18 protein-coding genes and 2 pseudogenes are annotated in these 24,808 nt (G+C 70.4%); 6 read left to right on the plus strand and 14 right to left on the minus strand.

Annotation, left to right across the window (positions count from 1 at the left end; all coding sequences use genetic code 11):
- Nucleotides 1-29: 29 nt before the first annotated feature.
- From BLW82_RS11440 to BLW82_RS11465, 6 genes are read right to left on the minus strand one after another with little or no spacing between them, the layout of a single operon-like run.
- Nucleotides 30-998 (minus strand): alpha/beta fold hydrolase, encoded by a 969-nt coding sequence (locus BLW82_RS11440; protein WP_093498689.1) that lies wholly within the window; start codon nucleotides 996-998, stop codon nucleotides 30-32.
- Complete coding sequence (locus BLW82_RS11445; protein WP_256215757.1) at nucleotides 998-2,128, minus strand: branched-chain amino acid ABC transporter permease; 1,131 nt, start codon at nucleotides 2,126-2,128, stop codon at nucleotides 998-1,000. Before BLW82_RS11445 ends, BLW82_RS11440 begins: the two co-directional genes overlap by 1 nt.
- The gene (locus BLW82_RS11450; RefSeq protein ID WP_093498690.1) at nucleotides 2,125-3,012 is read right to left on the minus strand and encodes a branched-chain amino acid ABC transporter permease; all 888 of its coding nucleotides are present in this window, start codon (nucleotides 3,010-3,012) and stop codon (nucleotides 2,125-2,127) included. The genes BLW82_RS11445 and BLW82_RS11450 overlap by 4 nt, the downstream gene beginning before the upstream one ends.
- Nucleotides 3,012-3,800: an ABC transporter ATP-binding protein gene (locus tag BLW82_RS11455; protein ID WP_256215758.1), complete on the minus strand. Its 789-nt coding sequence runs from the start codon at nucleotides 3,798-3,800 to the stop codon at nucleotides 3,012-3,014. The genes BLW82_RS11450 and BLW82_RS11455 overlap by 1 nt, the downstream gene beginning before the upstream one ends.
- Nucleotides 3,797-4,609 (minus strand): ABC transporter ATP-binding protein, encoded by an 813-nt coding sequence (locus BLW82_RS11460; RefSeq protein WP_093498691.1) that lies wholly within the window; start codon nucleotides 4,607-4,609, stop codon nucleotides 3,797-3,799. Before BLW82_RS11460 ends, BLW82_RS11455 begins: the two co-directional genes overlap by 4 nt.
- A 4-nt stretch (nucleotides 4,610-4,613) precedes the next feature.
- Nucleotides 4,614-5,849: a substrate-binding domain-containing protein gene (locus BLW82_RS11465; protein WP_093498692.1), complete on the minus strand. Its 1,236-nt coding sequence runs from the start codon at nucleotides 5,847-5,849 to the stop codon at nucleotides 4,614-4,616.
- A gap of 296 nt (nucleotides 5,850-6,145) precedes the next feature.
- Between BLW82_RS11465 and BLW82_RS11470 the strand changes: the two genes are divergently transcribed.
- The 4 genes and pseudogenes from BLW82_RS11470 to BLW82_RS11490 form a co-directional block, all read left to right on the plus strand.
- The gene (locus BLW82_RS11470) at nucleotides 6,146-6,946 is read left to right on the plus strand and encodes a CoA transferase subunit A (protein WP_093498693.1); all 801 of its coding nucleotides are present in this window, start codon (nucleotides 6,146-6,148) and stop codon (nucleotides 6,944-6,946) included.
- Between the two features lie 2 nt (nucleotides 6,947-6,948).
- Nucleotides 6,949-7,587, plus strand: a complete 639-nt coding sequence (locus BLW82_RS11475) for a CoA transferase subunit B (protein WP_093498694.1) — start codon at nucleotides 6,949-6,951, stop codon at nucleotides 7,585-7,587.
- An 839-nt stretch (nucleotides 7,588-8,426) separates the two neighbouring features.
- On the plus strand, nucleotides 8,427-9,986 hold the full coding sequence (locus BLW82_RS11485; RefSeq protein WP_371131329.1) for an MFS transporter: 1,560 nt from the start codon (nucleotides 8,427-8,429) through the stop codon (nucleotides 9,984-9,986).
- Nucleotides 9,987-10,312: 326 nt separating this feature from the next.
- Nucleotides 10,313-10,897, plus strand: a pseudogene (locus BLW82_RS11490) (MFS transporter); the annotation flags it as partial.
- Between the two features lie 573 nt (nucleotides 10,898-11,470).
- On the opposite strand, the gene BLW82_RS11495 reads toward BLW82_RS11490, so the two are convergent.
- From BLW82_RS11495 to BLW82_RS11505, 3 genes are all read right to left on the minus strand, one after another.
- Entirely contained in the window at nucleotides 11,471-12,400 is a 930-nt protein-coding gene (locus BLW82_RS11495) for an ADP-ribosylglycohydrolase family protein (protein ID WP_093498696.1), read from the minus strand.
- Nucleotides 12,401-12,410: 10 nt separating this feature from the next.
- On the minus strand, nucleotides 12,411-13,070 hold the full coding sequence (locus BLW82_RS11500; protein WP_093498697.1) for a histidine phosphatase family protein: 660 nt from the start codon (nucleotides 13,068-13,070) through the stop codon (nucleotides 12,411-12,413).
- Between the two features lie 86 nt (nucleotides 13,071-13,156).
- Nucleotides 13,157-13,762: a YdbC family protein gene (locus BLW82_RS11505; protein WP_093498698.1), complete on the minus strand. Its 606-nt coding sequence runs from the start codon at nucleotides 13,760-13,762 to the stop codon at nucleotides 13,157-13,159.
- A 147-nt stretch (nucleotides 13,763-13,909) separates the two neighbouring features.
- On the opposite strand from BLW82_RS11505, the gene BLW82_RS11510 reads away from it, so the two are divergent.
- Complete coding sequence (locus BLW82_RS11510) at nucleotides 13,910-14,446, plus strand: TerD family protein (protein WP_371131330.1); 537 nt, start codon at nucleotides 13,910-13,912, stop codon at nucleotides 14,444-14,446.
- 87 nt (nucleotides 14,447-14,533) lie between these two features.
- Here BLW82_RS11510 and BLW82_RS11515 read toward each other — a convergent pair whose 3' ends face one another.
- Together BLW82_RS11515 and nrdR are read right to left on the minus strand one after the other, a co-directional pair.
- A complete protein-coding gene (locus BLW82_RS11515) occupies nucleotides 14,534-17,428 on the minus strand; it encodes a vitamin B12-dependent ribonucleotide reductase (RefSeq protein WP_093498699.1) in 2,895 nt (964 codons plus the stop codon).
- Nucleotides 17,429-17,592: 164 nt separating this feature from the next.
- Nucleotides 17,593-18,144 (minus strand): transcriptional regulator NrdR, encoded by a 552-nt coding sequence (gene nrdR / locus BLW82_RS11520; protein ID WP_093508002.1) that lies wholly within the window; start codon nucleotides 18,142-18,144, stop codon nucleotides 17,593-17,595.
- A gap of 506 nt (nucleotides 18,145-18,650) precedes the next feature.
- On the opposite strand from nrdR, the gene lexA reads away from it, so the two are divergent.
- Complete coding sequence (gene lexA, locus BLW82_RS11525) at nucleotides 18,651-19,430, plus strand: transcriptional repressor LexA (RefSeq protein ID WP_093498700.1); 780 nt, start codon at nucleotides 18,651-18,653, stop codon at nucleotides 19,428-19,430.
- 150 nt (nucleotides 19,431-19,580) lie between these two features.
- Here lexA and BLW82_RS11530 read toward each other — a convergent pair whose 3' ends face one another.
- The 3 genes and pseudogenes from BLW82_RS11530 to BLW82_RS11540 form a co-directional block, all read right to left on the minus strand.
- On the minus strand, nucleotides 19,581-21,557 hold the full coding sequence (locus BLW82_RS11530) for an ATP-dependent DNA helicase (RefSeq protein WP_093498701.1): 1,977 nt from the start codon (nucleotides 21,555-21,557) through the stop codon (nucleotides 19,581-19,583).
- Between the two features lie 236 nt (nucleotides 21,558-21,793).
- On the minus strand, nucleotides 21,794-22,558 hold the full coding sequence (locus tag BLW82_RS11535; protein WP_093498702.1) for a GNAT family N-acetyltransferase: 765 nt from the start codon (nucleotides 22,556-22,558) through the stop codon (nucleotides 21,794-21,796).
- A gap of 130 nt (nucleotides 22,559-22,688) precedes the next feature.
- Nucleotides 22,689-24,676, minus strand: a pseudogene (locus BLW82_RS11540) (IucA/IucC family siderophore biosynthesis protein).
- Nucleotides 24,677-24,808 lie beyond the last annotated feature (132 nt).

Raw genomic sequence — 24,808 nt, forward strand, 5'->3', positions numbered from 1 at the left:
GCGAGGCCCCGGAGGGGAGCCTGCCCGGGTCACCGTGACGGCGTGCCGCCAGGCCCCTCGGTTCCCCCCACACCGGCCGCGGCCAGCAGGTGCTGTGCCACGACCCGGGCGCCCTCGTCGCCGATGATGATCGTGTAGTGGTTGGTGCCGGGGACGAGCTGCGTGCGGACCATGCGTGGATCGAGGCCGGCGGCGCCGAGCCGTTGCTCGTCGTACAGGCCCAGCGGCTCGTCCATCAGGCCGCGTTCCGCCCACAGCAGCACGGCCGGGCGGGGCAGCCGGTGCACCGCGCCCGACACCTCCGCACCGAGTTGGTCCACGCCGTCGACGCGGACCGCCTCCAGGCTGCAGGACGAGCGCAGTTCGGGCTCCTGCCCGACGAGATCGCGCTGGATGTAAGCATCCACCCACGGTGACCAGAAGCCGGCGAATGCCGGATGCGACTGCCAGAACGCACGGTAGGCCTCCCGGTCCGGGAACGTCATCGACAGCCGTCGCATGGCCGGGCCGATCACCGACGTGATCAGCTCGTCGGGATCCAGCCCGGCGGGAACGGGGAAACCCACGCCGCCGTCCACCAGCAGCAGGCCCGTCAGCAGGTGCGGGTGGCGTACCGCGGTCAGGGCCGCCGCGAAGGCGCCCATGGAGTGGCCGGTCAGCACCACCCGCCCAGCGCCCAGCGTGTCCACCACGGCTGCCATGTCGTCGGCGTGGGCCACGATGCCGTACGGGCCGGGCAGTCGCCCGCTGCGGCCCCGGCCGCGTAGGTCGGGCGCCACCAGGGTGATCCGGCGAGCCAGGTGGTGGGCGACGCGCGCCCAGCTCAGGCCGTTGGCCGTGATGCCGTGCAGAGCCAGGACCACCGGCGCGCCCGGGTCGTCGGCCGGCCAGCGCGACACGGCCAGCTTCCCGCCGGGCACCGGCACCTGAAACTCCTCGCGCACCGGTGCGGCCCCCTGCTGTCCGGCCGTCGCGCCGTTCTGCGGACTGGGAACCATCACGCAATGACCTCCTCGCGGTCGGCGGTGGCGCGGGACGTGTGGGCGGCGCGCAGCCGGGCCGGGAGCCGCGCCACGCCGCCCGGCAGCAGGTATATCACCGCGACGAACAGCGCACCGAGCAGGAACAGAGGCTGCGACAGCGGCACACGGACCACGGCGGGCAGACCGGCGACCGCGTTCGATCCGGCCAGGTCGGCGAGCCGGTGGTCGGCCCAGGTGTAGAGGATGCCTCCGATCATGGGGCCCCACCGGCTGCCCGAACCGCCCAGCACCACCATCACCAGCAGGGACAGGGTGAAGTCGGAGGTGGTCGTCTGCGGGGTGGCGCCGCCGGTCAGCAACAGGTAGACGACGCCGCCGAGCGCGGCCAGGGTGCCGGCCAGGACGAAGGCGACCAGCTTGAAGCCGTACGGGCGAAGCCCCAGCACCTCTACCCGGCGCTCGTTCTCCTTGATGCCCTCCCAGACCCGGCCGACGGGTGAGCGGACCACCCACTGCACGGCGGCCAGCACCACCACGAGGTAGGCCAGGGCGATCCAGTACAGGTTGGCGGTGTGCTCGATGCCGACCAGTGCGGCGGGCAGCCTGTCCGCGGGTGCGGCCCTGCCCTCCTCACCGCCGGTGACGCCGCCGGGGTCGCGCTGCACGAGGATCGAGGCGGCCTGCGCGAAGGCCAGGGTGACCATGGAGAATCCGATGCCGCTGACGCGGAGGCTGACCGCTCCCAGCAGGGCGGACAGCACCACGCCCGCGAGCAGTCCGAGCAGCGCCGACGCGGCGAACGGCAGACCCGCCTCCAGCATCACGGTGTTGGTGACGTAGGTGCCGGCTGCGAAGTACAGCGCATGTCCGAAGGACAGCAGCCCGGTGCGGCCGAGCAGCAGGTCGTAGCCGGTGGCCAGGCCGCCGAAGAGCAGGCACAGGGCCAGCAGTTGCAGGTTGCCGGGGCCGCCGATCGGCCCGTCGAGCAGGCCCGGCAGCGGCAGCGCGCTGTAGGGCACGGTGAAGAGCGCAACCAGCAGCAGGGCGGGCCACCAGCGGGTGGCTCGCCGTAGCCGCTCGGAGCGGGAGGCGACGGGGTGGTCCGCCGCGCGGGCCCGGCCGCGCGGCTGGGTGGCGGTGGTCATGCGAGCCTCCCGGTGAGCCCTCGCGGCCTGACGAGCAGGAGGGCGGCGAGCAGGACGACGACAGCGAGGTCGCCGAGTCCGGCGGTGGTGTAGTAGTTGGCGAACTGCTGGACGAGGCCCACGGCCACCGAGGCCAGTGCGGCGCCGGTGAGCGAGCCCATGCCGCCCGTCACGACGACCACGAAGGCGAAGATGAGCAGTGAAGTGCCCTGTTCGGGGTCGACGGAGCCGAAGTAGAGGCCGCCGAGGGCACCGCCGAGGGCCGCAGCCGCACCGCCGATGGCGAAGACCAGGGTGAAGGCCTTGCGCACGTCGACGCCGAGCGCGGTGACCATCGCCCGGTCCTCCACCCCCGCGCGGACGACCAGTCCGTGCCGGGTTCGGCCGAGGAACAGCTTGAGCGCGGTCAGCACGACCAGGGCCGCGCCGATCAGCACCGGGCGATTGAGCGGCACTTCGGCGCCCAGCAGGGCGAAGGTGCCGGACAGTGCCTTCGGCCCGGGGAGGGGGCGGGCGTCGGATCCCCAGATCGCGGACAGCAGGGCCGGTACGGCCAGGCCGACGCCCACCGTCGCGAGGACCTGCTCGCGGGGGCGGGTGTAGAGCGGGCGGATCACGGCGAGTTCGAGCAGTACGGCGGCTACGGTGCCCACGGCGGTGCCGAAGACGACGGCGAGGGCGAACCCGGCCCCTCCGGACCCGGCACCGGGCAGGTGGCCGGAGGCGGCCCACCAGGTGCCGTAGGCGCCGATGGACAGGAGGGCGCCGTGGGCGAAGTTGAGCACGTCCATCAGCCCGAAGATCAGCGACAAGCCGGAGGCGACCAGGAAGTACAGGGCGCCCAGGCCGAGTCCGGTGAAGGTGAGCAGCACGACGGTGGACATCAGGCGTCTGCCTCCGTGGTCCGGGCGGCGGAGCGCGCCGCGGTGCGATCAGGCGCACCGGCAGTCAGCCTTCCGGTGCTGCCGACACCGAGCAGCCGGTGGGCCGCCTCGGCGTCGGCGAGGAGGCCGGCGGCCGGCCCCTGGTGCGCGGTGCGGCCGTCGGCGAGGACGACGCAGTGGCGGGCGAGGCGGCGCACCACGGCGAGGTTCTGCTCCACGAGCAGAACCGGCACCGCCTCGGCGGCGCGCTCCAGCACCTGGGCGACCTCGGTGACCACCTTGGGCGCCAGGCCCTTGGTGGGTTCGTCGGCGATGATCAGCCGGTTGCCGTTGAGCAGAGTCCGAGCGATGGCGACCATCTGCTGCTGACCGCCGGACAGGGTGCCGGCGGCCTGCCGGGCGCGTCGCCTCAGCTCCGGGAAGAGCTCGTGGACCAGGTCGTAGGCCGGTTCTCCCGCGCCGGGCCGCTCGGCCAGGCGCAGGTTCTCGGCCACGCTGAGGGCGGCGAAGACGCCACGGTCCTCAGGGGCGTAGCCGATGCCCCGGCGCACCAGGGCATGGGTGGCAAGGCGCACCGTCTCCTCGCCGGCCAGCAGTACGCTGCCGGTCCGGGGCACCAGTCCGAGAATGCCGCGCACGGTGGTCGTCTTGCCGGCGCCGTTGCGGCCCAGGAGAGCAGTGGTGCCCGAGGCGGCCACCTCCAGATCGACGCCGTGCAGGATGTGCCTGCCCCCGATCACGACCCGCAGGTCGCGCACGGTCAGCAGCGGTGCCGGAGCAGGGGTCACAGCTCCTCCCCGAGGTAGGCCTGCTGCACGGTGGAGTCGGCCATCACGGACTGCGGTGTGTCCAGCGCCAGCAGCGTGCCGTGGTGCATCACGGCCAACCGGTCGGCCAGGTCCAGCAGCACGTCCATGTGGTGCTCGACCATGAGCACGGTCCGTCCCTCCTCCATGTGCAGCGACCTGATGAGTTCGGTCAGCGCGGGCACCTCCTCGGCGCTCACGCCCGCCATCGGCTCGTCCAGCAGCATCAGCCGGGGCTCGCCGACGAGCAGGACCGCGAGTTCGAGCTTGCGTTTCTCGCCGTGCGAGAGGGCATCTGCGCAGGTGTCCGAGCGGTGCGTGAGCTGAGTGCGGGCCAGCACCCGCTCGACCCGTTCCGGGTCGGTGTCAGCTCGGCGCCAAACCCGGTACGAACCGCCGTCGGCGGCCTGGGCCGCGAGCCTCACATGGTCGGCGACCGTCATACCCGGCCACAGGCTGGAGGTCTGGAAGGTGCGCCCGAGGCCGCGGCGGGCCCGAGCGTAGGCGGCCTCCGCGGTGATGTCGCGGCCGTCCAGTTCGATCGTGCCCCGGGAGACCGGGCTGAGCCCGCTGACCAGGTTGAACAGCGAAGTCTTGCCCGCGCCGTTGGGGCCGATGAAGGCGAGGAACTCGCCTTCGCGGACGTCGAAGGAGACGGAGTCGACGATGGTCGCGCCGCCGACCGTCCAGCCGATGTCCCGCAGCCGCAGCACCGGCGCCGGGACGGCACGGGTCTCCCCGGATTCCGCAGACCCCGCGGCGCTCGGTGACGTCGTGTTCGAGGAGGACATCGTCTCAGCCCGCCGTCCTCGCGGCCGGTGGGGCGACTGCTGTCATCGGGATGCTGTCGATCAGCTCGGGCCGGGCTGCGCTGCCGCTGCCCTTGAGCCGGGCCGTGAACATCGGTTGCAGCAGGGCGTGGTCCTTCGCGCGGATCTGCTCCCTGCCCTTGGGCCCGTCGAAGGTCCAGCCCTCCAACGCCCTGGCCATGGCCGTGGTGTCGGTGGCGCTGCCGGACTCGATCGCGTGCACGATCATCTGGGCGGCCGTGAAGCCGTCCGGGCTGAACAGGTCGGGGGTGCCGCCGGCCTTGGTGATGCCGTCGAGCATGGCCTTCTCCACCGGGTTGCCGCCGCCGGCGCCCGGGAAGTAGTGCGCAAGGAAGGCGACCTTGGAGCCGGCCGGGCCGAAGATCGGATACGAGGCGGTTCCCGCGAGTCCGGTGACGACCTTGCTCGCGTCCAGCACGCCCTGCTGGTTCAGCGCGGTCCACAAGGCGGGGGCGGTGGCGCCGGCCCAGGCGACGAACACCAGGTCCGGTTCACCGGCCCTGGTCTGGCGGGCGAAGGGCGTGAGGTCGGTGGCGCTCGGCGGGGCCAGCACGGAGCCGACGTGCGCGCCCTTCGCACCCAGGACGGCCTTCACCGCGGCCACGTTGGCCTGTCCGAACGCGGAGTTCTGGGCGAGCACGGTGACCTTCTTGTCTTTGGCGTCACCGAGCAGGGCCCCGGCGGCGAGGATGTCCTGGTACGACTGCCGGCCCGAGCGGAAGGTGTAGGCGTTGATGCCGGTGACCGCGTCGGTGGCGGCGGGGCCGCTGACGTAGAGCATCTTGTTCTGCGCGGCCAGCGGCGCCATCTGGAGTGCCACACCCGAGTCGGTGGTACCGGCGAGGATCTTGCAGCCCTTGCCCACGAGGGTCTTGGCCTCCGCTACCGCCTTCGCCGGGTCACCGGCGTCGTCCTGTTCGGTGACCCGGATCGGGTGGCCGCCGGCCTTGTTCGTGCCGTGCGTGGCGTAGGCCAGGCCTGCCTTGAAGCCTTCCTCGTACTGCTTGCCGTAGGCGGCCAGCAGTCCGCTGCGGGAGTAGACCAGCCCCACCTTCACGGGGGCGGACTTGCCGACCGAGTCGGCGGACTCGGTGCCGGCGGTGCCGGCCGAGGAGCAGCCCGCGACCAGGGCGCCGAGGGCGATCAGGGAGAGGGCGCGAACAGATCTGCTTCTGAAGGTGTCCGTGAGGCGGGAACGCATGCGATCGGCTCCTGAGAGTGTGTCGCCCGCCCGTCGCCGGGTTCCGCAGGACTTGTCCGGAACAGCGGCCTCGTACGCGACGACGGGAGTGCGGTGCGTGGTTGCCGGAACCCTAGGAGTGCCGTTCGACCGGCGGCATGTTGCCAATCACCGTTCTTTGAGGCCCGGTCATGGCGCTGACGCACATGGTCTGTGACGGTCGGCCCAGGCAAAGGTGAGCAACACCCGGTCCTGGCCGCGACGTGGTGAGGAGGCCGGGTCGACGAACGCAACACCCCGGTGGGGAAGGAAACGGCATGGACAAAGTGATGGCCGCGGCCGCGCAGGCAGTGGCGGACATCCCTGACGGTGCGACACTCGCGGTCGGCGGGTTCGGCCTGTGCGGCATACCGTCGACGCTGATCGCCGCGCTGACCGAGACGAGCGCGTCAGGCCTGCGGGTGGTGTCCAACAACTGCGGGGTGGACGACTGGGGGCTGGGACTGCTGCTGCGGTCCGGCCGGATCGCCCGGATGACCTCTTCCTACGTGGGTGAGAACAAGGAGTTCGCCCGCCAGTACCTGGCCGGCGAACTGGAGGTGGAGCTGACACCGCAGGGCACCCTCGCCGAGCGGCTGCGGGCCGGCGGCACCGGCATCCCCGCGTTCTACACCCCGGCAGGAGTGGGCACCCAGGTGGAGGAGGGCGGTCTGCCCTGGCGCCACAACGCCGACGGAAAGGTCGCGCTGGCCTCCCCGCCCAAGGAGACAAGGGAGTTCGGCGGTCGCCGCTACCTGCTGGAGGAAGCCATCACGGCCGACTTCGCCCTGGTGCGGGCCGCGGTCGCCGACCGGCACGGCAACTGCGTCTTCCACGCGGCGGCACGCAACTTCAACCCGCTGTGCGCGATGGCGGGACGGGTCACCGTCGTGGAGGCCGAACGCGTCGTGGAGGCCGGCGAACTGCCGCCGGACACCGTCCATCTGCCGGGCGTGTACGTGGACCGCGTGATCCGGGCCGACGACTCGCTGGACAAGCGCATCGAGCGCCGCACCGTGCGCCCTGCGCGCACCGGCGCTGAACCAGCCGTCTCGCGCACCCACTCCGAGGAGAACTGACCATGCCGCTCGACCGTGACCAGCTCGCCGCCCGCGCCGCCCGGGAGCTACGCGACGGCCAGTACGTCAACCTCGGCATCGGTCTTCCCACTCTGATCCCCAACCACCTGCCGGACGGGGTGCACGTGGTGCTGCACTCCGAGAACGGCATCCTGGGCGTGGGCCCCTACCCCTACGACGGCGAGGAGCACCCGGATCTGATCAACGCCGGGAAGGAGACGGTGACCACCGTCGCCGGCACCGCCTACTTCGATTCGGCCCTCTCCTTCGGCATGATCCGGGCCGGCCGAATCGACGTCTCCATACTCGGCGCCATGCAGGTATCAGCCCACGGCGATCTGGCCAACTGGATGATCCCCGGCAAGATGGTCAAGGGTATGGGCGGTGCCATGGACCTGGTCCACGGTGCCCGCAGGCTTCTGGTCGTGATGGAGCACGTCGCCAAAAACGGCAGTCCGAAGATCGTCGAGGAGTTGAGCCTTCCCGCCACGGGGCGCCGTGTGGTGGACCGGGTCATCACCGACCTGGCCGTCATCGATGTCGCCCCCGAAGGGCTGCGACTGGTGGAAACCGCTCCGGGCGTCACCGTGCGAGAGGTGATGGCCGCGACCGCCGCCCGCCTCCTCGTCGACCAGAGCTAGTCGGCGCTCGCATCCGGCTGCCCCGTCGCGACTCCCGTGTGAGTCGTCCTGTGCAGTGGCCTTTGACTGTCCAGATCAAAGTCGCCGCAGAGAAGAGGCACCCGGCAGGTGCAGGCTGCCGAACGGGATCGGCGGCTTGCCGTGCGGGCCGACGGCGAGAACCTGATCGGTCACGTGGGCGTGGTGCTGCTGCGGAAGGTTGTCCGCGAGGCCGTTGATGGATGCGCCCTGCCTCGCGGGCGCCTATGAAGTGGCCGCTCGACATCACCAGGAAGCGTTGCCGCGGGTGTTCGCCGGGCGCGTGCGCATCGTGGGTCCGGTCACCCAGCGGCACCACACACCTGCCTCCCCACACGGGGCCGGTGTGGCCCTCCAGGGCTCGCAGTTGTTCACCGGTGGTGGCATCCCTCAACTGCAGCTCGTTCTCACCGCCGCCACAACTCGCCAGGAGCGTACGGTCGCCCAGCGGCACGGCGCACAGGCCGAATACCAGGCTGCCCGCGTGCAAGGTCCGCAGTTCCCGACCGGTCTCGGGATCCCACAACCGCAACGTGCCGTCGTCGCCACCGCCGGCCGGGTGAGGTTGAAGTCCTGCTGGCCGGGGTGAGGCAGCGCACCCGTTCCGGCCGCCACCCCTCGCACGCGTCGCGCTCGGCGAGCCAGCGGTCCCCGCCGCCGCGCCATGCAGCCCTGCCACCCAAACCCACCTCTCCTCTCAACCCTCAGCCTCCCTCCAGCGTCAACCCCCTTAGAGAACGCTTGTGTTCACAAAGGTCGACTCGCTATCGTCGCATTTAGTGAACGCATACGTTCACTACTTCGTCTCTGGGGGACCTCCTGTGACGCATGATCAGATACAGACGCAGTCACCTTTGCCAGCTCCGCCGGACCCGGCCTCACGCTCGTCGCGCCCCGGCATCGCGCTCACGGTCATCGCTGCCTGCCAGCTGATGGTGGTACTTGATGCCACCATCGTTAACATCGCCTTGCCGCACATCCAGACCGCCCTGAACTTCTCAACCACCAACCTGACTTGGGTGGTCAGCGCCTACACCCTCACCTTCGGCGGCCTTCTCCTGCTCGGCGGCCGCGCCGGTGACATCCTCGGCCGCCGCCGGGTCTTCATCGCCGGCATCCTGCTCTTCACCTTCGCCTCGCTCCTCGGCGGACTCGCCCAGGAACCCTGGCAGCTGCTGGCCGCGCGTGTCCTACAGGGCATGGGCGGCGCGATCGCATCGCCCACCTCGCTCGCGCTCATCACCACCACGTTCCCCGAAGGACCGGAACGCAACAGGGCGTTCGGCATCTTCGCGGCCGTCTCCGCGGGTGGCGGCGCCCTCGGCCTCTTGGCCGGCGGACTGCTCACCGAGTGGCTCAACTGGCGCTGGGTGCTCTTCGTCAACGTGCCCATCGGCATCCTCATCGCGGCGCTCGCACCGCGCTACATCAACGAGTCCGAGCGCCACCCCGGGCGCTTCGACCTCACCGGAGCGGCCACCTCGACGCTCGGTATGGTCGCCCTGGTCTACGGGTTCATCAGGGCGGCATCCGACGGCTGGCGGGACTCCCTCACGCTCGGCGCGTTCGGCGCGGCCGTGGTGCTCCTCGCCGCCTTCATGCTCGTAGAGACCCGCGCCAAGGAACCGATCACCCCGCTACGGATGTTCGCCAACCGCAACCGCTCAGGCACGTACGTGATCATGATCAGCCTCGCCGCAGCGATGTTCGGCATGTTCTTCTACATCGTGCTGTTCGTGCAGAACGTGCTGAGCTACTCCCCCATCCGTGCCGGCCTGGCCTTCCTGCCTGTCACCGTCGTCATCGCGTTGGGCGCGGGGATATCACAGCGGCTTCTGCCTAGGTTCGGTCCCAAGCCGTTCCTGATCACCGGCGCCACTCTCGTCGCCATCGGACTGGCCTGGCAGTCGCTGATCGACTCAGGTAGCTCGTACGTCGGCGGAGTGCTCGGCCCGATGCTGATCTTCGGCTTCGGCATGGGGCTCAACTTCGTCACCGTCACCGTGACCGCCGTCTCCGGCGTCGCTCCACACGAGGCGGGCGCGGCCTCCGCCCTGCTCAATGCGACCCAGCAGGTGGGCGGTTCACTCGGTCTGTCCATCCTGACCACCGTCTTCGGCTCGGCCAGCCGGGACGAGGCGACCAAGCAGGTCGCGTCGTTCATGGCCCAGGCCTCACCCGAGCAGAAGGCTGCGTTCGCCAAGACCCACCAGCTGCCGGCCCCGTGGAGCCACGAAGTCCTCGCACACGGCATCTCCACGGCCTTCATCCCGGCCGTCGCCATGGCGGTCCTCGCACTCGCCGTCGCCGCTGTCGTCGTACGCGTCCGCAAGAGCGACCTGGCGGCCCTGAGCGGCGCGGGTGGTGCCCCGGCCGTGTAAGCCCCGCGGTCCCCGTTCACGGCGCCCGTGACTGAACGCCCCGTCCGCCACGGGTTCGTCGGCCCACGGGCGTCGTGGGGCGCCCCGAGCCACGGGGCTGGGCGTCCCCGGCCAGGACCGTCATCGTCGCCGCATGACGTCACGCCGCCGACGTCAATCGGAACCTGATAACGCGCATCGGAACGTCACCGGACGCGACGACTGTGAACATCGCGCTCCCGCCCGTTCAAGAGGCGCTCAAGTTCAGCACCACGGACCTCACGTGGGTGGTCAGCGCCTACACGCTCACCTTCGGCGGCCTGCTGCTCCTCGGCGCGCGGGCCGGCGTGACGGCGGCCATCGCCGTCGGCGCCGGACTCTCGCAGCGGTTCCTGCCCGTCCTGGGTCCGAAGCCGTTCATGATGACCGGTTCGGCACTCGTGGTCGTCGGACTCACCTGGCAGACCTTCATCACGCCGGACAGCTCCTATCTCGGCGGAATCCTCGGGCCCACGCTGGTCTTCGGCATGGGGCTGAAATTCGTGACGGCGACCGTCACCGCGGTCTCCGGTGTCGCCCAGCACGAGGCCGGAGCGGCTTCCGGGCTGCTCAACGCCATGCAGCAGGTGGGCGGTTCGCTGGGGCTGTCCATCCTGACCACGGTGTTCGGCTCGGCGAGCAAGGACGAGGCGAAGAAGCAGCTGCCGAAGTCCCTCGCCGGGGGTTCGCCCGAGCAGAAGGCCGAGTTCGCCAAGACCCATCAGCTGCCGGCGCAGTGGGGGAACGAAGTGCTCGCGCACGGCATCTCGACCGCGTTCATCCCCGCGGCCGTCATGGCCGGGCTCGGGCTCCTCACCGCCTGGCTGGTGATCAAGGTCCGCAAGAGCGACCTCGAAGCGCTCGCCGGCACAGCGGGCCCGGGGTTGGGCTGAACTCACCGGGTCCGCACGGAACCGCGGACGGCCGGGCCTCCACCGGGGACCAGACGGCGGAGACCGAGGTCCGGCCACCCGCATCACGCCGGTCCGCGCCACGGCCGTATTCGCCACGGCCGTATTCGTCTTCGTCACGGCCGTACGCATCACGGCAGTACGCACCACGGCCCGCATTGCGGCCGTCGGCGCCGCGATCATCAGCATGGCGCAGACCATCAGAAGGGCCGGTCCGACCCACACCACCCACACCTCCCCGCGCATAGGCCTCCCGTCCGCCTCCCGGCACATTCGCCTGTGGCGGCTGTCGGGAAAACGCCCGACGGTCACGCAGAGTTCCCATCGGGTACGGAGAGTTTCCTACGCGGACCGCGGTATTCGGCGCCGACCCCGCAGATGCCGGGGCCGGACGCGGCCTCGGAGCGACGAGGCGCTGCGCTGGCGCGGCGGCGCGGTCCGACGAGTCTCCGCACGAGCAGACTCCGAAGAGTCGCCGAACCGCGTCGTCACCGTCACTGTCCGCACACGGTACGGACCAGGGTCCGCGCACGGTCTGCACCCGACCTCAGCCGGTCACCCGCCGACGCCGGTCCCCGCCTCCGTCGGCATCCACTCCGGCAGCGCCTCCGTCCGCTCCGCCCAAGCGGTCGGCGGCGCTCCCGCCCTGCCGCCCGCGAGCACGCCGCCCACGATGGCGCAGGTGGTGTCCACGTCGCCGCCCGCCTGGGCGGTCGCCCAGAACGCCGTCTCGTAGTCGCCGAGGGCACGAGCCGCCGACCAGAGGGCGAAGGGGACGGTGTCATGGGCGCTCGTACGACGTCCGCAGCCCAGGACAGCCGCGACGGTGCCCGCGTCGGCGTAGTCGAGCATGTCGCGGGCGCGCCGCAGGCCCTGGCCGACGGCGCTCTTGGGGACCAGGGCGACGACCCCGTCGAGGAGTGCCTCGGGGCTCGGCGGGCCGCCGGGCGCGGCTGCCAGCGCCGCTGCGGCCGCCACGGCCATGGCGCCGGCCACGGCCTCCCGGTGCTGGTGGGTGGGGTAGGCGGAGATCTCGGCCTGGTGCGTGGCCTGCTCCGGATCGTCCGCGTACCAGGCGCCCAGGGGGGCGATCCGCATCGCCGCGCCGTTGCCCCACGATCCGCGCCCGTCGAAGAGCCCGGCGGCCAGCTCGCGCCAGTCGCCACCCTCCCGGACGAGGCGCAGCAGGCGGTTGACGGCGGGGCCGTAGCCCCGGTCGAAGTCGTGATGCACGGCGAAGGAGCGGGCCAGCGCGTCCTGGTCGACGCGATCGTGGGTGACCAGGACGGCGACGACGGAACATGCCATCTCGGTGTCGTCGGTCCACTGCCAGGGAGCCGTGGGCAGCTCCCGGCGCTTCAGCAGCGGGTAGTTCACGGGCACGAAGAACTGCGAGCCCAGCGCGTCGCCGACCGCGAGTCCGCGCAGGCTGGCCAGGGCGCGCTCCAGGCGCCCCGGGATCGGGGATTCAGAGGAGGAGGTCATCGCGGTCAGCCTAGCCGCTCATCCAGTAGGGCTCGGGGTCCCGCCAGCGGTCGAACGGCTGGTTGAGCGTGTACTTGCCGTCGTCTCCGAGAACGAGCATCCGCATCTCGGCGTTCCCGGGATTGGAGAGCGACTCGAACTCCGCGACCGTCCAGTGGAACCAGCGCATGCAGAACAGCCGCATCGCCAGGCCATGGGTCACCAGGAGCACGTTCGGCGGGTGGTCCGGCGCCTCGAAGCTGCGGAACAGGCTCTCCAGGAAGCCGCCGACGCGGTCGTACACGTCGGCCCCCGACTCACCCTGGGGGAAGCGGAAGAAGAAGTGCCCGTACGCGTCCCGGTACGTCTTCTGCAGCCTTACGTCGTCGCGGTCCTGCCAGTTTCCCCAGTCCTGCTCTCGCAGCCTGGGCTCCTCGCGTACGCGTATGTGGTCCGGGTCGAGGTGGAAGGCGCGGAGGGTCTCGTGCGTACGGCGGTACGGGGAGACGTACACGCTGACGCGCTCCTGGCCGAAGATCTCCCGGACGCGCTTTCCGGTCTCTTCGGCCTGCCGCCAGCCCCGCTCGGTCAGGGCCAGCGCGTGGTCGGGTTGCCGCTCGTACACGGAGTCGTCGACATTGCCGGTTGACTCGCCGTGCCGGACGAGGACGATGCGCCGTGGTCGTGCCATGCCAAAACCCTAGATCGAGTGACGAAAAATCGAGCACTCGGAGGGGCCTCATACGGCGCAGGTCACACAAATCGAGGGTTGGATAATCAAACGATCCAGCTCGGCTCGAGCTCCACGATGTCGCCCGTGAGGCCGGCGATGTCGGCCTCCGTCTGGGCCCGCAGCGCCAGCCGCTCCACCCGTTCGGTGCGGTACTTGCCGTGCTCGGCCGCCGACCGCCACATCGAAAGGATCAGGAACTCGTGCTCCGGCGCCTCCGCGAACATGCCGCGGATCATGCCGGGCGAGCCGGCCATCGCCGGGTTCCAGACCTTCTCCTGCATCAGCGTGAAGTGCTCGACACGCTCCTCGTGCACCCGGCAGAGAGCCACCCGGACCAGGTCGCTGTCGGTGAAGCGGGGCTCGAAACCGGTCTTCACGTCGAACCGGTACTCGAACAGCTTGACCTGCTGATCCTTGTACGTGCCGGACTGGGACGCGGCCAGGCGGTCGTGCGAGCGCGCCATGAAGGAGTCGTAGAAGGCACGGCTCTCCCAGAAGGCGAAGATGTGCGCGACTCCCGGTCGCTGCCGACTCCAGCCCCCGCCCTGTCCCCGAAATCCCGGCTCCCCCGGAAGCCCCGCCCATTTCCGCTGCCCCCGCTCGAAGCCCCGGCGGTCAACCACGGTGCAGCGAATCCACTTGACCAGCACCGCGCCATCGTAAGGCCACAGGGCGTGGCGTCGGTCACGCTCCGGCTGAGATCACCCGCGCATGCGCCCCCGCGCACGTGGCACGATGGACAAAGAGCCTTGGCAAACCATCAGTTGGGGTAGTGACCTCTAGGGGGAAGGGGACGCATGGTGAGCGGTTTCAGCAAGGCGCTCCGCAAGGTCGAGGTCGCGGTGAAGTGGGATCCCAGCCCTTCCGGGCAGCCGCCCACCGATCTCGACGTCGTCGCCGGGACGTTCACGACGGCCGACCCGTACGGAGCTCCGGCCTATCTGGTGCACTTCGACAGCCGTTCGCCCGACGGCACGATTTTCCTCAACCGGGACAGTCAGGACGGCAAGGGCTTCGGCTGGGACGAGGTGATGACGCTCGAACTGGAGCGGCTCGACAGCCGGTACGCGCGTGTGGTCGTCGGAGTGGTCATCCAGCAGCGGGTCACGCACCGGACGTTCGTCAACGTCCTGAACCCGGCCGTCCGTGTCCGTGAGGGCTACAACGTGCTGGCCGAGGACGACTTCGGTTCGGTCCTCGGGGCGACGGCGGCCACCGTCGCGGAGTTCGTGCGCGACGGGGCCGGCGACTGGAGCTTCCGGCCGGGGCTGCACGGGTTCGAGGACGACCCGGTGGTCTTCAGCCGGGAGATGGGCGGACTCGGCCGCCCTTGACGGCGGCCGGCCCGCCGCCGGTGACAGACGAACAGTAAGGGGCGCCGGCCATGGCCGGCGCCCCTTACTTCACATCACCGCGAATCGTCAGCTGCAGCCGCTGGTCGAGCCGCAGCCCTCGCAGATGTAGCAGGAACCGGCCCGCTGCATCTTCGTACCGCAGGAGAAGCAGAGCGGGGCGTCGGCCTGGATGCCCAGCTGCATCTCCACCAGTTCGGCACTGGTGTGCGCCTGCCTCGGGGCGGGCTTGGCCACCTCGATCTTCGGGGCGGCGACGGCCTTCAGCTCCTGGGCGCGCGGCGCCGACTGGGCCAGGCCCTCGACGTCGACGTCGTCATCGTCGATGGACGGCTCGTACGAACCGGTCTCCAGGTGCCGCTGGCGCTCCTCGGCGGAGTGGATGCCGAGCGCGGAGCGCGTCTCGAACGGCAGGAAGTCCAGCGCCAGGCGACGGAAGATGTAGTCGACGATCGACTGCGCCATCCGCACGTCCGGGTCGTCCGTCATGCCGGCCGGCTCGAAGCGCATGTTGGTGAACTTCGAGACGTACGTCTCCAACGGCACGCCGTACTGGAGGCCGACGGAGACCGCGATGGAGAAGGCGTCCATCATGCCCGCGAGGGTCGAGCCCTGCTTGGACATCTTCAGGAAGACCTCGCCCAGGCCGTCGTCCGGGTAGGAGTTGGCCGTCATGTAGCCCTCGGCACCGCCGACGGTGAAGGACGTGGTGATGCCGGGACGACCCTTCGGGAGGCGCTTGCGGACCGGACGGTACTCGATGACCTTCTCGACCGTCTCGCGGATGGTCGCCTCGGTCTTCGCAGCGACCTCCTCCTTCTCCTTCTCCTTGGTCTTGGCGGAGAGCGGCTGGCCGACCTTGCAGTTGTCGCGGTAGATCGCGAGCGCCTTGACGCCGAGCTTCCAGGCCTCGAAGTAGATCTCCTCGACCTCCTCGACCGTCGCCGACTCCGGCATGTTGACCGTCTTGGAGATGGCGCCGGAGATCCACGGCTGGATCGCGGCCATCATGCGGACGTGGCCCATCGGGGAGATGGCGCGCTCGCCCATGGCGCAGTCGAAGACCTCGTAGTGCTCGTGCTTGAGGCCGGGAGCGTCGATCACGTTGCCGTTCTCGGCGATGTGGGCGACGATCGCCTCGATCTGCTCCTCCTGGTAGCCCAGACGGCGCAGGGCCTGCGGGACCGTGCCGTTGACGATCTGCATCGAGCCGCCGCCGACCAGCTTCTTGAACTTCACCAGGGCGAGGTCGGGCTCGACGCCGGTGGTGTCGCAGGACATGGCCAGACCGATGGTGCCGGTCGGGGCGAGGACGGACGCCTGGGAGTTGCGGAAACCGTTCCTCTCACCGAGACGCACGACGTCCTGCCAGGCCTCCGTGGCGGCGGCCCAGACCGGGGTGTCCAGGTCGTCCACGCGGACGGCGACGGTGTTGGCGTCGGCGTGCTGCTGCATGACGCGGTTGTGGGCGTCGGCGTTGCGGGCGTAGCCGTCGTACGGGCCGACGACCGCGGCGAGTTCGGCGGAGCGCTTGTAGGCGGTGCCGGTCATCAGGGAGGTGATGGCACCGGCCAGCGCGCGGCCGCCGTCGGAGTCGTAGGCGTGGCCGGTCGCCATCAGCAGGGCGCCGAGGTTGGCGTAGCCGATGCCGAGCTGGCGGAAGGCGCGGGTGTTCTCGCCGATCTTCTGGGTCGGGAAGTCCGCGAAGCAGATGGAGATGTCCATCGCGGTGATGACGAGCTCGACGACCTTCGCGAAGCGCTCGACGTCGAAGGACTGGGTGCCCTTGCCGTCGTCCTTCAGGAACTTCATCAGGTTCAGCGAGGCGAGGTTGCAGGACGTGTTGTCCAGGTGCATGTACTCGCTGCAGGGGTTCGAGCCGTTGATCCGGCCGGACTCCGGGCAGGTGTGCCAGTGGTTGATCGTGTCGTCGTACTGGATGCCCGGGTCGGCGCAGGCCCAGGCGGCCTCGGCCATCTTGCGGAACAGGCTCTTGGCCTGGACCTCCTCGATGACCTCGCCGGTCATCCGGGCGCGCAGACCGAACTGCCCGCCCTGCTCGACCGCCTTCATGAACTCGTCGTTCACGCGGACCGAGTTGTTGGCGTTCTGGTACTGGACGGAGGTGATGTCGTCGCCGCCCAGGTCCATGTCGAAGCCCGCGTCACGCAGGGCGCGGATCTTCTCCTCCTCCTTGACCTTGGTCTCGATGAAGTCCTCGATGTCAGGGTGGTCGACGTCGAGGATGACCATCTTGGCGGCGCGGCGGGTGGCACCGCCGGACTTGATGGTGCCCGCCGAGGCGTCGGCGCCGCGCATGAAGGAGACCGGTCCTGAGGCGTTGCCGCCGGAGGAGAGCAGCTCCTTGGAGGAGCGGATGCGGGACAGGTTCAGGCCGGCACCGGAGCCGCCCTTGAAGATCATCCCCTCTTCCTTGTACCAGTCGAGGATCGACTCCATGGAGTCGTCGACGGACAGGATGAAGCAGGCGGAGACCTGCTGGGGCTGCGGGGTGCCCACGTTGAACCACACGGGGCTGTTGAAGCTGAAGATCTGGTGCAGGAGGGCGTACGCCAGCTCGTGCTCGAAGATCTCGGCGTCGGCGGGCGAGGCGAAGTACCTGTGGTCCTCACCGGCCTTCCGGTACGTCTTCACGATGCGGTCGATCAGCTGCCTGAGGCCGGTCTCGCGCTGCGGGGTGCCGACGGCACCCCGGAAGTACTTGCTGGTGACGATGTTGACCGCGTTCACCGACCAGAAGTCGGGGAACTCGACGCCACGCTGCTCGAAGTTGACCGAGCCGTCGCGCCAGTTGGTCATGACGACGTCACGGCGCTCCCAGCTCACCTCGTCGTACGGGTGCACGCCGGGGGTGGTGTGGATGCGCTCGATACGCAGTCCCTTGGTGGCCTTGGTGCCCTTCGCGCGGGAACTCCGTGCCGGACCGCTCGCCGTCTCTGTCATGCCGCCTCCCTGTACGGGCTAAAACGCCCTGAAATGCCACGATGTTCCCGTGACACACTGTTCTGTTTGCGCGTCGCGAGTGCCCTCAGCCGCCACCCGCGACAAGTCCTGGATCGCCGTCCGACAACCGGATCCGGGCCCTCCGCCCGGTTCCTGTCCGCCCTTCAGCCGGCGACGTGAACGGGTGCGGGCACCTGCACGCCTCCGCCCCGCCCGTGATCGTCCCCCCGGCCCCCCGCTCCCGCGTCTTCCTCGTCCGCGACGGGGTCCTGGGCCGCCCGCCTGAGCTCCGCGATCGCGGCCTCGAAGTCCTCGAGCGAGTCAAACGCCCGGTAGACGGAGGCGAATCGCAGGTAGGCGACCAGATCGAGCTCCTGCAACGGGCCGAGTATGGCCAGCCCCACGTCGTGGGTGGTCAGCTCGGCGCTCCCGGTGGCCCGCACCGCTTCCTCGACCCGCTGGCCGAGCTGGGCGAGTGCGTCCTCGGTGACAGGCCGTCCCTGGCATGCCTTGCGCACGCCGTTGATGACCTTGGTACGACTGAACGGCTCGGTGACCCCGGACCGCTTGACCACCATGAGCGAGCACGTCTCCACGGTCGTGAAACGACGGGAGCAGTCCGGACACTGGCGGCGCCTGCGGATCGACGTGCCGTCGTCGGTCGTACGACTGTCGACCACGCGGCTGTCGGGGTGCCTGCAGAAGGGGCAGTGCATGATCTCCAACCCTCCTCACAGCAGACTCAATGGCCTCGCTGGGCCACATGAGCCCCCGAAGCAGCCCCCAGCATAGGCGATCCCAGAGGGACCGGAGCCCCGGGGGACCACAACTTGTGGGCAGCCGTAGCAATCCAACCACTAGATGTGGTGATGGGCAGACACATCACCAGGTTGCGCGTGTCGCACACGTACCGCTACGGCGGATACGGAGATACGGTGGGCGCCGCACGGAGGTCACGTGCGACTCCGGCGCAGATAGGGACGGTCATCCCGGTCGGCGGCGGTCCGGATGGCAGACTGGGCACGCACACCCACGAGGCCGTCCCTCGGCGGTGAAGAGTACAACAATGGGCCCTTTTGACTGCCGGGTGTCGCGTGAGCCATACACCCAGACATGCGATCACGTACGGTGAACCACGTTTTTTCACTCGAACGTGTGTTTGGCGCAACCTTTCGAAAGCAACTACCGTTGTCCAGCAGGGAGACCATCGAGAGGGGCCGACGTGACCACGACCGCAGACAGTGCCACCATCACCGCCCAGGACCGCTCCCAGGGCCGACTCGACCCGGTGCATGCGGTGAACGAAGCCGTGAATCCCGAGGGACACAAGCGGTCCCTGCCGGGCCGACCTCCAGGCATCCGGGCGGACAGCTCGGGCCTCACGGACCGGCAGCGCCGGGTGATCGAGGTGATCCGGGACTCGGTACAGCGGAGGGGCTACCCGCCGTCGATGCGGGAGATCGGCCAGGCCGTCGGCCTGTCCAGCACGTCCTCCGTGGCGCACCAACTGATGGCACTGGAGCGCAAGGGCTTTCTGCGCCGCGACCCGCACCGCCCGCGTGCGTACGAGGTACGCGGCTCCGACCAGGCCGTGACCGTGCAGCCCACGGACACCGCCGGCAAGCCCGCCGCGTCGTACGTCCCGCTGGTCGGCCGGATCGCCGCCGGCGGGCCGATCCTCGCCGAGGAGTCGGTCGAGGACGTCTTCCCCCTCCCCCGGCAGCTGGTCGGCGACGGCGAGCTGTTCGTGCTCAAGGTCGTCGGTGACTCCATGATCGAGGCCGCGATCTGCGACGGCGACTGGGTCACCGTCCGCCGCCAGCCGGTGGCCGAGAACGGCGACATCGTCGCGGCCATGCTCGACGGCGAGGCCACCGTGAAGCGCTTCAAGCGCGAGGACGGCCACGTCTGGCTCCTCCCCCACAACGCCGCCTACGAGCCGATCCCCGGCGACGACGCGACCATCCTGGGCAAGGTCGTCGCGGTCCTGCGGCGCGTGTGACGCCCGCGGCGGGCGGTCATCCCGCCCGCCCTCCGACCGGGCCCCGGGACCCCTGCGCCGGTTCCGGGGCCCTGCACTGCCCGGACCCCGGCGACCGCCCGCGTGCCATCGCGGGTTAGCCTGACCGGCGCCGGTCAGGCTAACCCGCGATCACTCCGCCTCCGCCTGCCGTGCTGCCGCGTCGATCGCCGCCAGCGACCTGCGGACCTGGTTACGGTCCGTGGTGTACCAGAAGTCGGGCAGCGAGGACTTGAGGTACCCGCCGTACCGCGCCGTGGCCAGCCGCTGGTCGAGCACGGCGACCACACCGCGGTCCCCCGACGCACGTACGAGCCGCCCGGCGCCCTGGGCCATCAGGAGCGCGGCGTGCGTGGCGGCGACCGCCATGAAGCCGTTGCCGCCGGCGTCCTCGACGGCCTTCTGCCGCGCGCTCATCAGCGGGTCGTCCGGGCGGGGGAACGGGATCTTGTCCATGACGACCAGCTGACAGCTGGGGCCGGGGACATCGACGCCCTGCCAGAGCGACAGCGTGCCGAAGAGGCAGGTCCTGGGATCCGCGGCGAAGTTCTTGATCAGTTCGCCGAGGGTCTCCTCGCCTTGGAGGAGCACCGGGAAGTCGGGAATCCGGACGCGCAGCTCCTCGGCGGCCTGCTGGGCAGCGCGCATCGAGGAGAAGAGGCCGAGGGTGCGGCCGCCGGCGGCCTGGATCAGCTCGGTCAGTTCGTCGAGCATGTCGGCGCGATCGCCGTCCCGCGCGGGGCGGGACAGATGCTTGGCGACGTAGAGGATGCCCTGTTTCGGATAGTCGAAGGGCGAGCCGACGTCGACGCCCTTCCACTGCGGAAGGTCCTCGCCCTCGGTGCCCTCCGGAGCAAGGCCCAGGGACGCGCCGACACCGTTGAAGTCGCCGCCGAGCTTGAGGGTCGCCGAGGTGAGGACGACCGAACGGTCCGCGAAGAGCTTCTCCCTGAGCAGGCCGGACACCGACATCGGGGCGACCCGGAGGGAGGCGCCGAAGCGGTCGTGGCGTTCGTACCAGACGACATCCCACTCGGAGCCGTTCACGATCCGCTCGGCCACGTCGTGCACGCCCTCCACGGAGGCCAGCGCCTGCTTGCGAACCGCGTCCTCGTCCTGGACCGACTTGTCGCGAGTGGTACCGAGCGCGGAGATCACGGTGCGGGCGGCGTCCCGGAGCGCCGCCAGGGCGTAACCGAGATCCTCCGGAATCTCCTCCAGGCGGCCCGGCAGCGCCAGCTCCATCAGCCGCTCGAAGCCCTCGGCGGCGGTCTGGAGCTGGTCGGCGGCCTTCTCGTCGACCAGCTTGGCGGCGCGCCGGACCGCGCGGTTGACCTGGCCCGGGGTGAGTTCACCGGTGGCGACGCCGGTGACACGGGAGACCAGTTCGTGTGCCTCGTCCACGATCAGCACCTCGTGCTGCGGGAGCACCGGGGCGCCCTCGATGGCGTCGATCGCGAGCAGGGCGTGATTGGTCACGACCACCTCGGCGAGCTTCGCGCGCTCACGGGCCATCTCGGCGAAACACTCGGCGCCGTAGGCGCACTTGGACGCGCCGAGGCACTCCCGGGAGGAGACCGAGACCTGCGCCCAGGCCTTGTCCGAGACACCCGGTGTGAGGTCGTCGCGGTCGCCGTTCTCCGTCTCGTCGGCCCAGTCGCGCAGGCGCAGCAGGTCCTGACCGAGCTTGCTGGTGGGCGCGGCCGCCTCGAACTGGTCGAAGAGGCCCTCCTCCTCGTCCTGCGGCATGCCCTCGTGCAGCCGGTGCAGGCACACATAGTTCGACCTGCCCTTGAGCATGGCGAACTCCGGGCGCCGGCGCAGCAGCGGGTGCAGGGCGTCGACGGTGCGCGGCAGATCCCGCTCCACGAGCTGCCTCTGCAGGGCGAGGGTCGCCGTCGCGACGACCACCCGCTCTCCGTGGGCGAGCGCGGGCACCAGGTAGCCGAGCGACTTTCCGGTGCCGGTGCCGGCCTGGACCAGCAGATGGGATCCGTCGTCGATCGCTTCGGCGACCGATTCGGCCATGGTCACCTGGCCGGGGCGCTCCGTACCGCCGACAGCTGTGACAGCGGCATGCAGGAGTTCGGGGAGTGAGGGCTTCGTCATAGCGCGACCACCCTACGGCCCGGCACTGACAACCGGGCGATCAAGGCGGGGACAGGGGGTGGGATCAGGCCCGGGTCCCTGGACGGCGGACCAAGGGCCCAAGGGCCAACGGGCAACGGGCTCTGGGCAAGAGGGTGGGGCTTGCCGGATGTCGAAGTGCTCGGAAATCTTTCGGACGGCCGGGAACTCGATCGGTCGCCGCTTCGTACTACATGTGTACACACAATCACTCAGCGCTACATCAGATGACGTAGGGACCGGTCCCGGATCATGAGAGCGGCGCGTTTGGCAGGCAGGTCGACCTCGGACGCGTAGCGGAAGCCCGCCTTGAGGAACGCGGCCACGGAGGGGGTGTTATGGAGGTCGGGTTCGGCGACGACACGCGCACAGGCGGGGCGATGGTCGAGTACGAGATCGGCCACGGCTCTGAGCAGGGCGGACCCCAGTCCCCGTCCTCGGTCGGCGACCTCGCCGACGAGGAGATGGACTCCGGTGTCGTGCGGGCGGGCCGGATAGTGGCGGGCGAGCGGGTCCAGGTCCGCCCGGTAGATCTCCCAATAGCTCATCGGGGTGCCGTCGAGCATGCCCAGGCACGGCACGCTGCGTCCGTCCCCCGCGAGCTGGGCCCGCAGATGATCCTCCGTCTGCGCCCGTGAGCCGGCCAGCTGCCAGAACGCGGCCACGCCCGGGTCGTTCATCCAGCCGCTGATGATCGGCAGGTCGCGTTCGACGTGAACCGGCAACAGGTGGAAGAGGCCGACCGGGGTCTTGATGGGACCCCAGGTGCCGACCTGGTCAAGCAGGTCGCGTACGTCGAGCGGGCCCGGCTGACTGGACGAGCCGGGTGAGTCGGGTGTCGTCCCGGCGACGAGGGCGAGGAATTCGTCGGACAGGCGGAGGTCGAGGGTGTCCTCGCAGTCCCTGCTGTCCTCGGCGGGTCCGGAACGGCCGGGGTGGACCGGGACGGCACCTGTGTCGGCGCTCGCGTCGGTGGGAGGCATGGTGCGCTCCTCTCAGGAGACGAGGTGGGTCATGTTCCTCGGTTGCTGGATGAAAGGCGGTCATTGAAGGGCGGCGGATGGGAGTCGGTAACACCGGTGTCGGTGTCGGCTGGGTCAGGAATCGGCTGGGTCAGGAAGGCGGGGGTGCGGAGTGGAGGGGGTTGGCGATGGTGACGTAGACGGACTGGACGTCGACCGGGCCCACGAGTTCGTCGAGGCCGTGCAGCCGGGTCAGCAGGTTGGCCTTGCAGCGCAGGACGGGTGAGTCGAGCAGGCGGCCGGGCAGGGGGCTGCGCAGCCGCGCGGGTCCGGTGGCCGCGTCGGTGAGGAACCGGCGGAACGCCGCGAGCAGCAGCCGCTCGTCGGCGAGCCGCTGGGAGCCGAACGCGCCGATCAGGCCAAGCACGTTGTTGATCCCGAGGTAGTAGGCGAAGCGCTCGTCGGTGACCTCGTCGGAGACGAAGGTGTCGCTGTGCTCGCCGATACCGGGCAGCCTGCTGTCGAGGTCGGCGCGTCGGGACTCACGGAAGTAGTAGCCCTGGTTGTCGCGGTAGCGCCCGCCGGCCGGCCAGCCGTCGGCGTCCAGCACGAGGAGGGTGTTCTGCTGGTGCGCCTCCAGGGCGATGCCGGCCTCCCCGTCGAGCCAGAGCACCGGGCGGACGACCTGTTCCAGGTAGCGCAGGAACCACTCGGCACTGACGGCACCCACGGGCCGGCCGGTGCGTTCGGCGAGTCGGGAGACCACCTGGGCCAGCCGGGAGCGGCAGGGGCGGGGCCTGCCGCTCGCCGCCGGGATGTCGAGGGGCCGGGGCGTGACCAGCCCGGCGACGCAGGACACGTCGTCGGCCGGGGTGAACGGGTTGTGCCGGATCATCACGTCGAGTCCGGGAACGGGCCGGCCGTCCAGGCCGTCGACGCCCAGCCAGGCCGGGTCGCGCACGATGTCGAAGCCGGGATGGGCGGCCTGCCACTGCTTGGCGAGGCCGGTGCGCAGCAGGCGGTGCACCTCGACGCCCCGGTGGAGTTCCTTGCGGAGGTTCTCCCGGCGGGAGTTGGTGATCCGCAGGCCGAGCGACAGCTTGAACATGGCGGGAGCACCCGTGCGGTGGACGGTTCGTACGGAGGAGGTGGGATGCCAGGGGGCGCCGAGCGGGCCCAGGTCGCGAAGGAGCCCTGCGTCGAGGAGGGCGGCGGTCTCCTCGCGGTGCCCGATCTCGCGGGCCTGCCAGGGGTGCAGGGGCAGGGCGGCGGCGCAGCCGTGGGGCAGGGGCAGGGCGGTTCCGGCCAGGCGTTCCATGAGGTGCGGTGCGGGGACGGGACGGCCTCGCTCGGTCCAGGCGGAGTCGGTGACGAGCAGGGAGGAGGCGACCGCGATCCAGTGCAGGGGGAAGGAGCCGCGCAACTCCGGTGAGTAGAGCCGGGCCTCGGACTCCGTCAGGCCCTCGCGGCTCTTCGGGGTCGGGTGCAGCGGGTGCCCGAGGAGGAGCGCCTGCTCGGCCGCGAGGAAGCGGTCGGGGCAGTCGGCGGGGCGGGCGCGGCGGTCCGCGATGAAGGTGACGGTACGGCGCACGGAGTCGGCGACCCGTGCCACGAGGTCGCCGTCATCGGGGGTGGCCCAGGCGACGGTGTGGCCGCTGCTGTCTTCGGCATGACCGGTGCTGGTTCCGGCTCGGTCGGTCGTGCCGCGTCGTCCCGTGGTCGTCTCGCGGGTGAGCAGGGCGGCGAGGGTGACCGCGTCGACGGTGGGGCGGTGTCGGGGGCGCCGGCCAGGCGGGGTGGCCCGAAGCGGTGCCAGCCGGTCGGGGACCAGTGGCGGACCGGGGTGAGCAGGGCGGTGCCGCTGGCGGGGAGCGGGATGCGGAGGGTGCCCGTGTCGGGCGCGGGCAGGTCGGTCTCGCGTACCCAGCAGCGGAGCAGGTTCTCCACGGCGACGGCCTGGGCGGCGACGTACGGGTCGGGGTGCTCGAGGAGGTCTCCGAGGAGGTCTGCCGTGTCGTCGCGCGGGCGCTCCGGCTGGGAGGTGCGGCCTCGTTGCGGGGGGACCGACTCGGCGAGCGGAACGGGGCGTCCCTGGGGGCCTTGGTCTCCGTTGTCGTCGGGCGCGGGGGTGGCGTTCAAGGAGGGTTCCTCGGGGCTCGGGGCTCGGGCGGTGCGGTGCTCGGCATCGTGCGGTGAACCGGACTGGCGGGGTGGTGAGTCGAGTGCGAAGTGTCCTGATGAGAGGGGTGTGGATGATGTGGGGTGGTTCGC

The sequence above is a fragment of the Streptomyces sp. Ag109_O5-10 genome, from assembly GCF_900105755.1.
Taxonomy (GTDB): domain Bacteria; phylum Actinomycetota; class Actinomycetes; order Streptomycetales; family Streptomycetaceae; genus Streptomyces.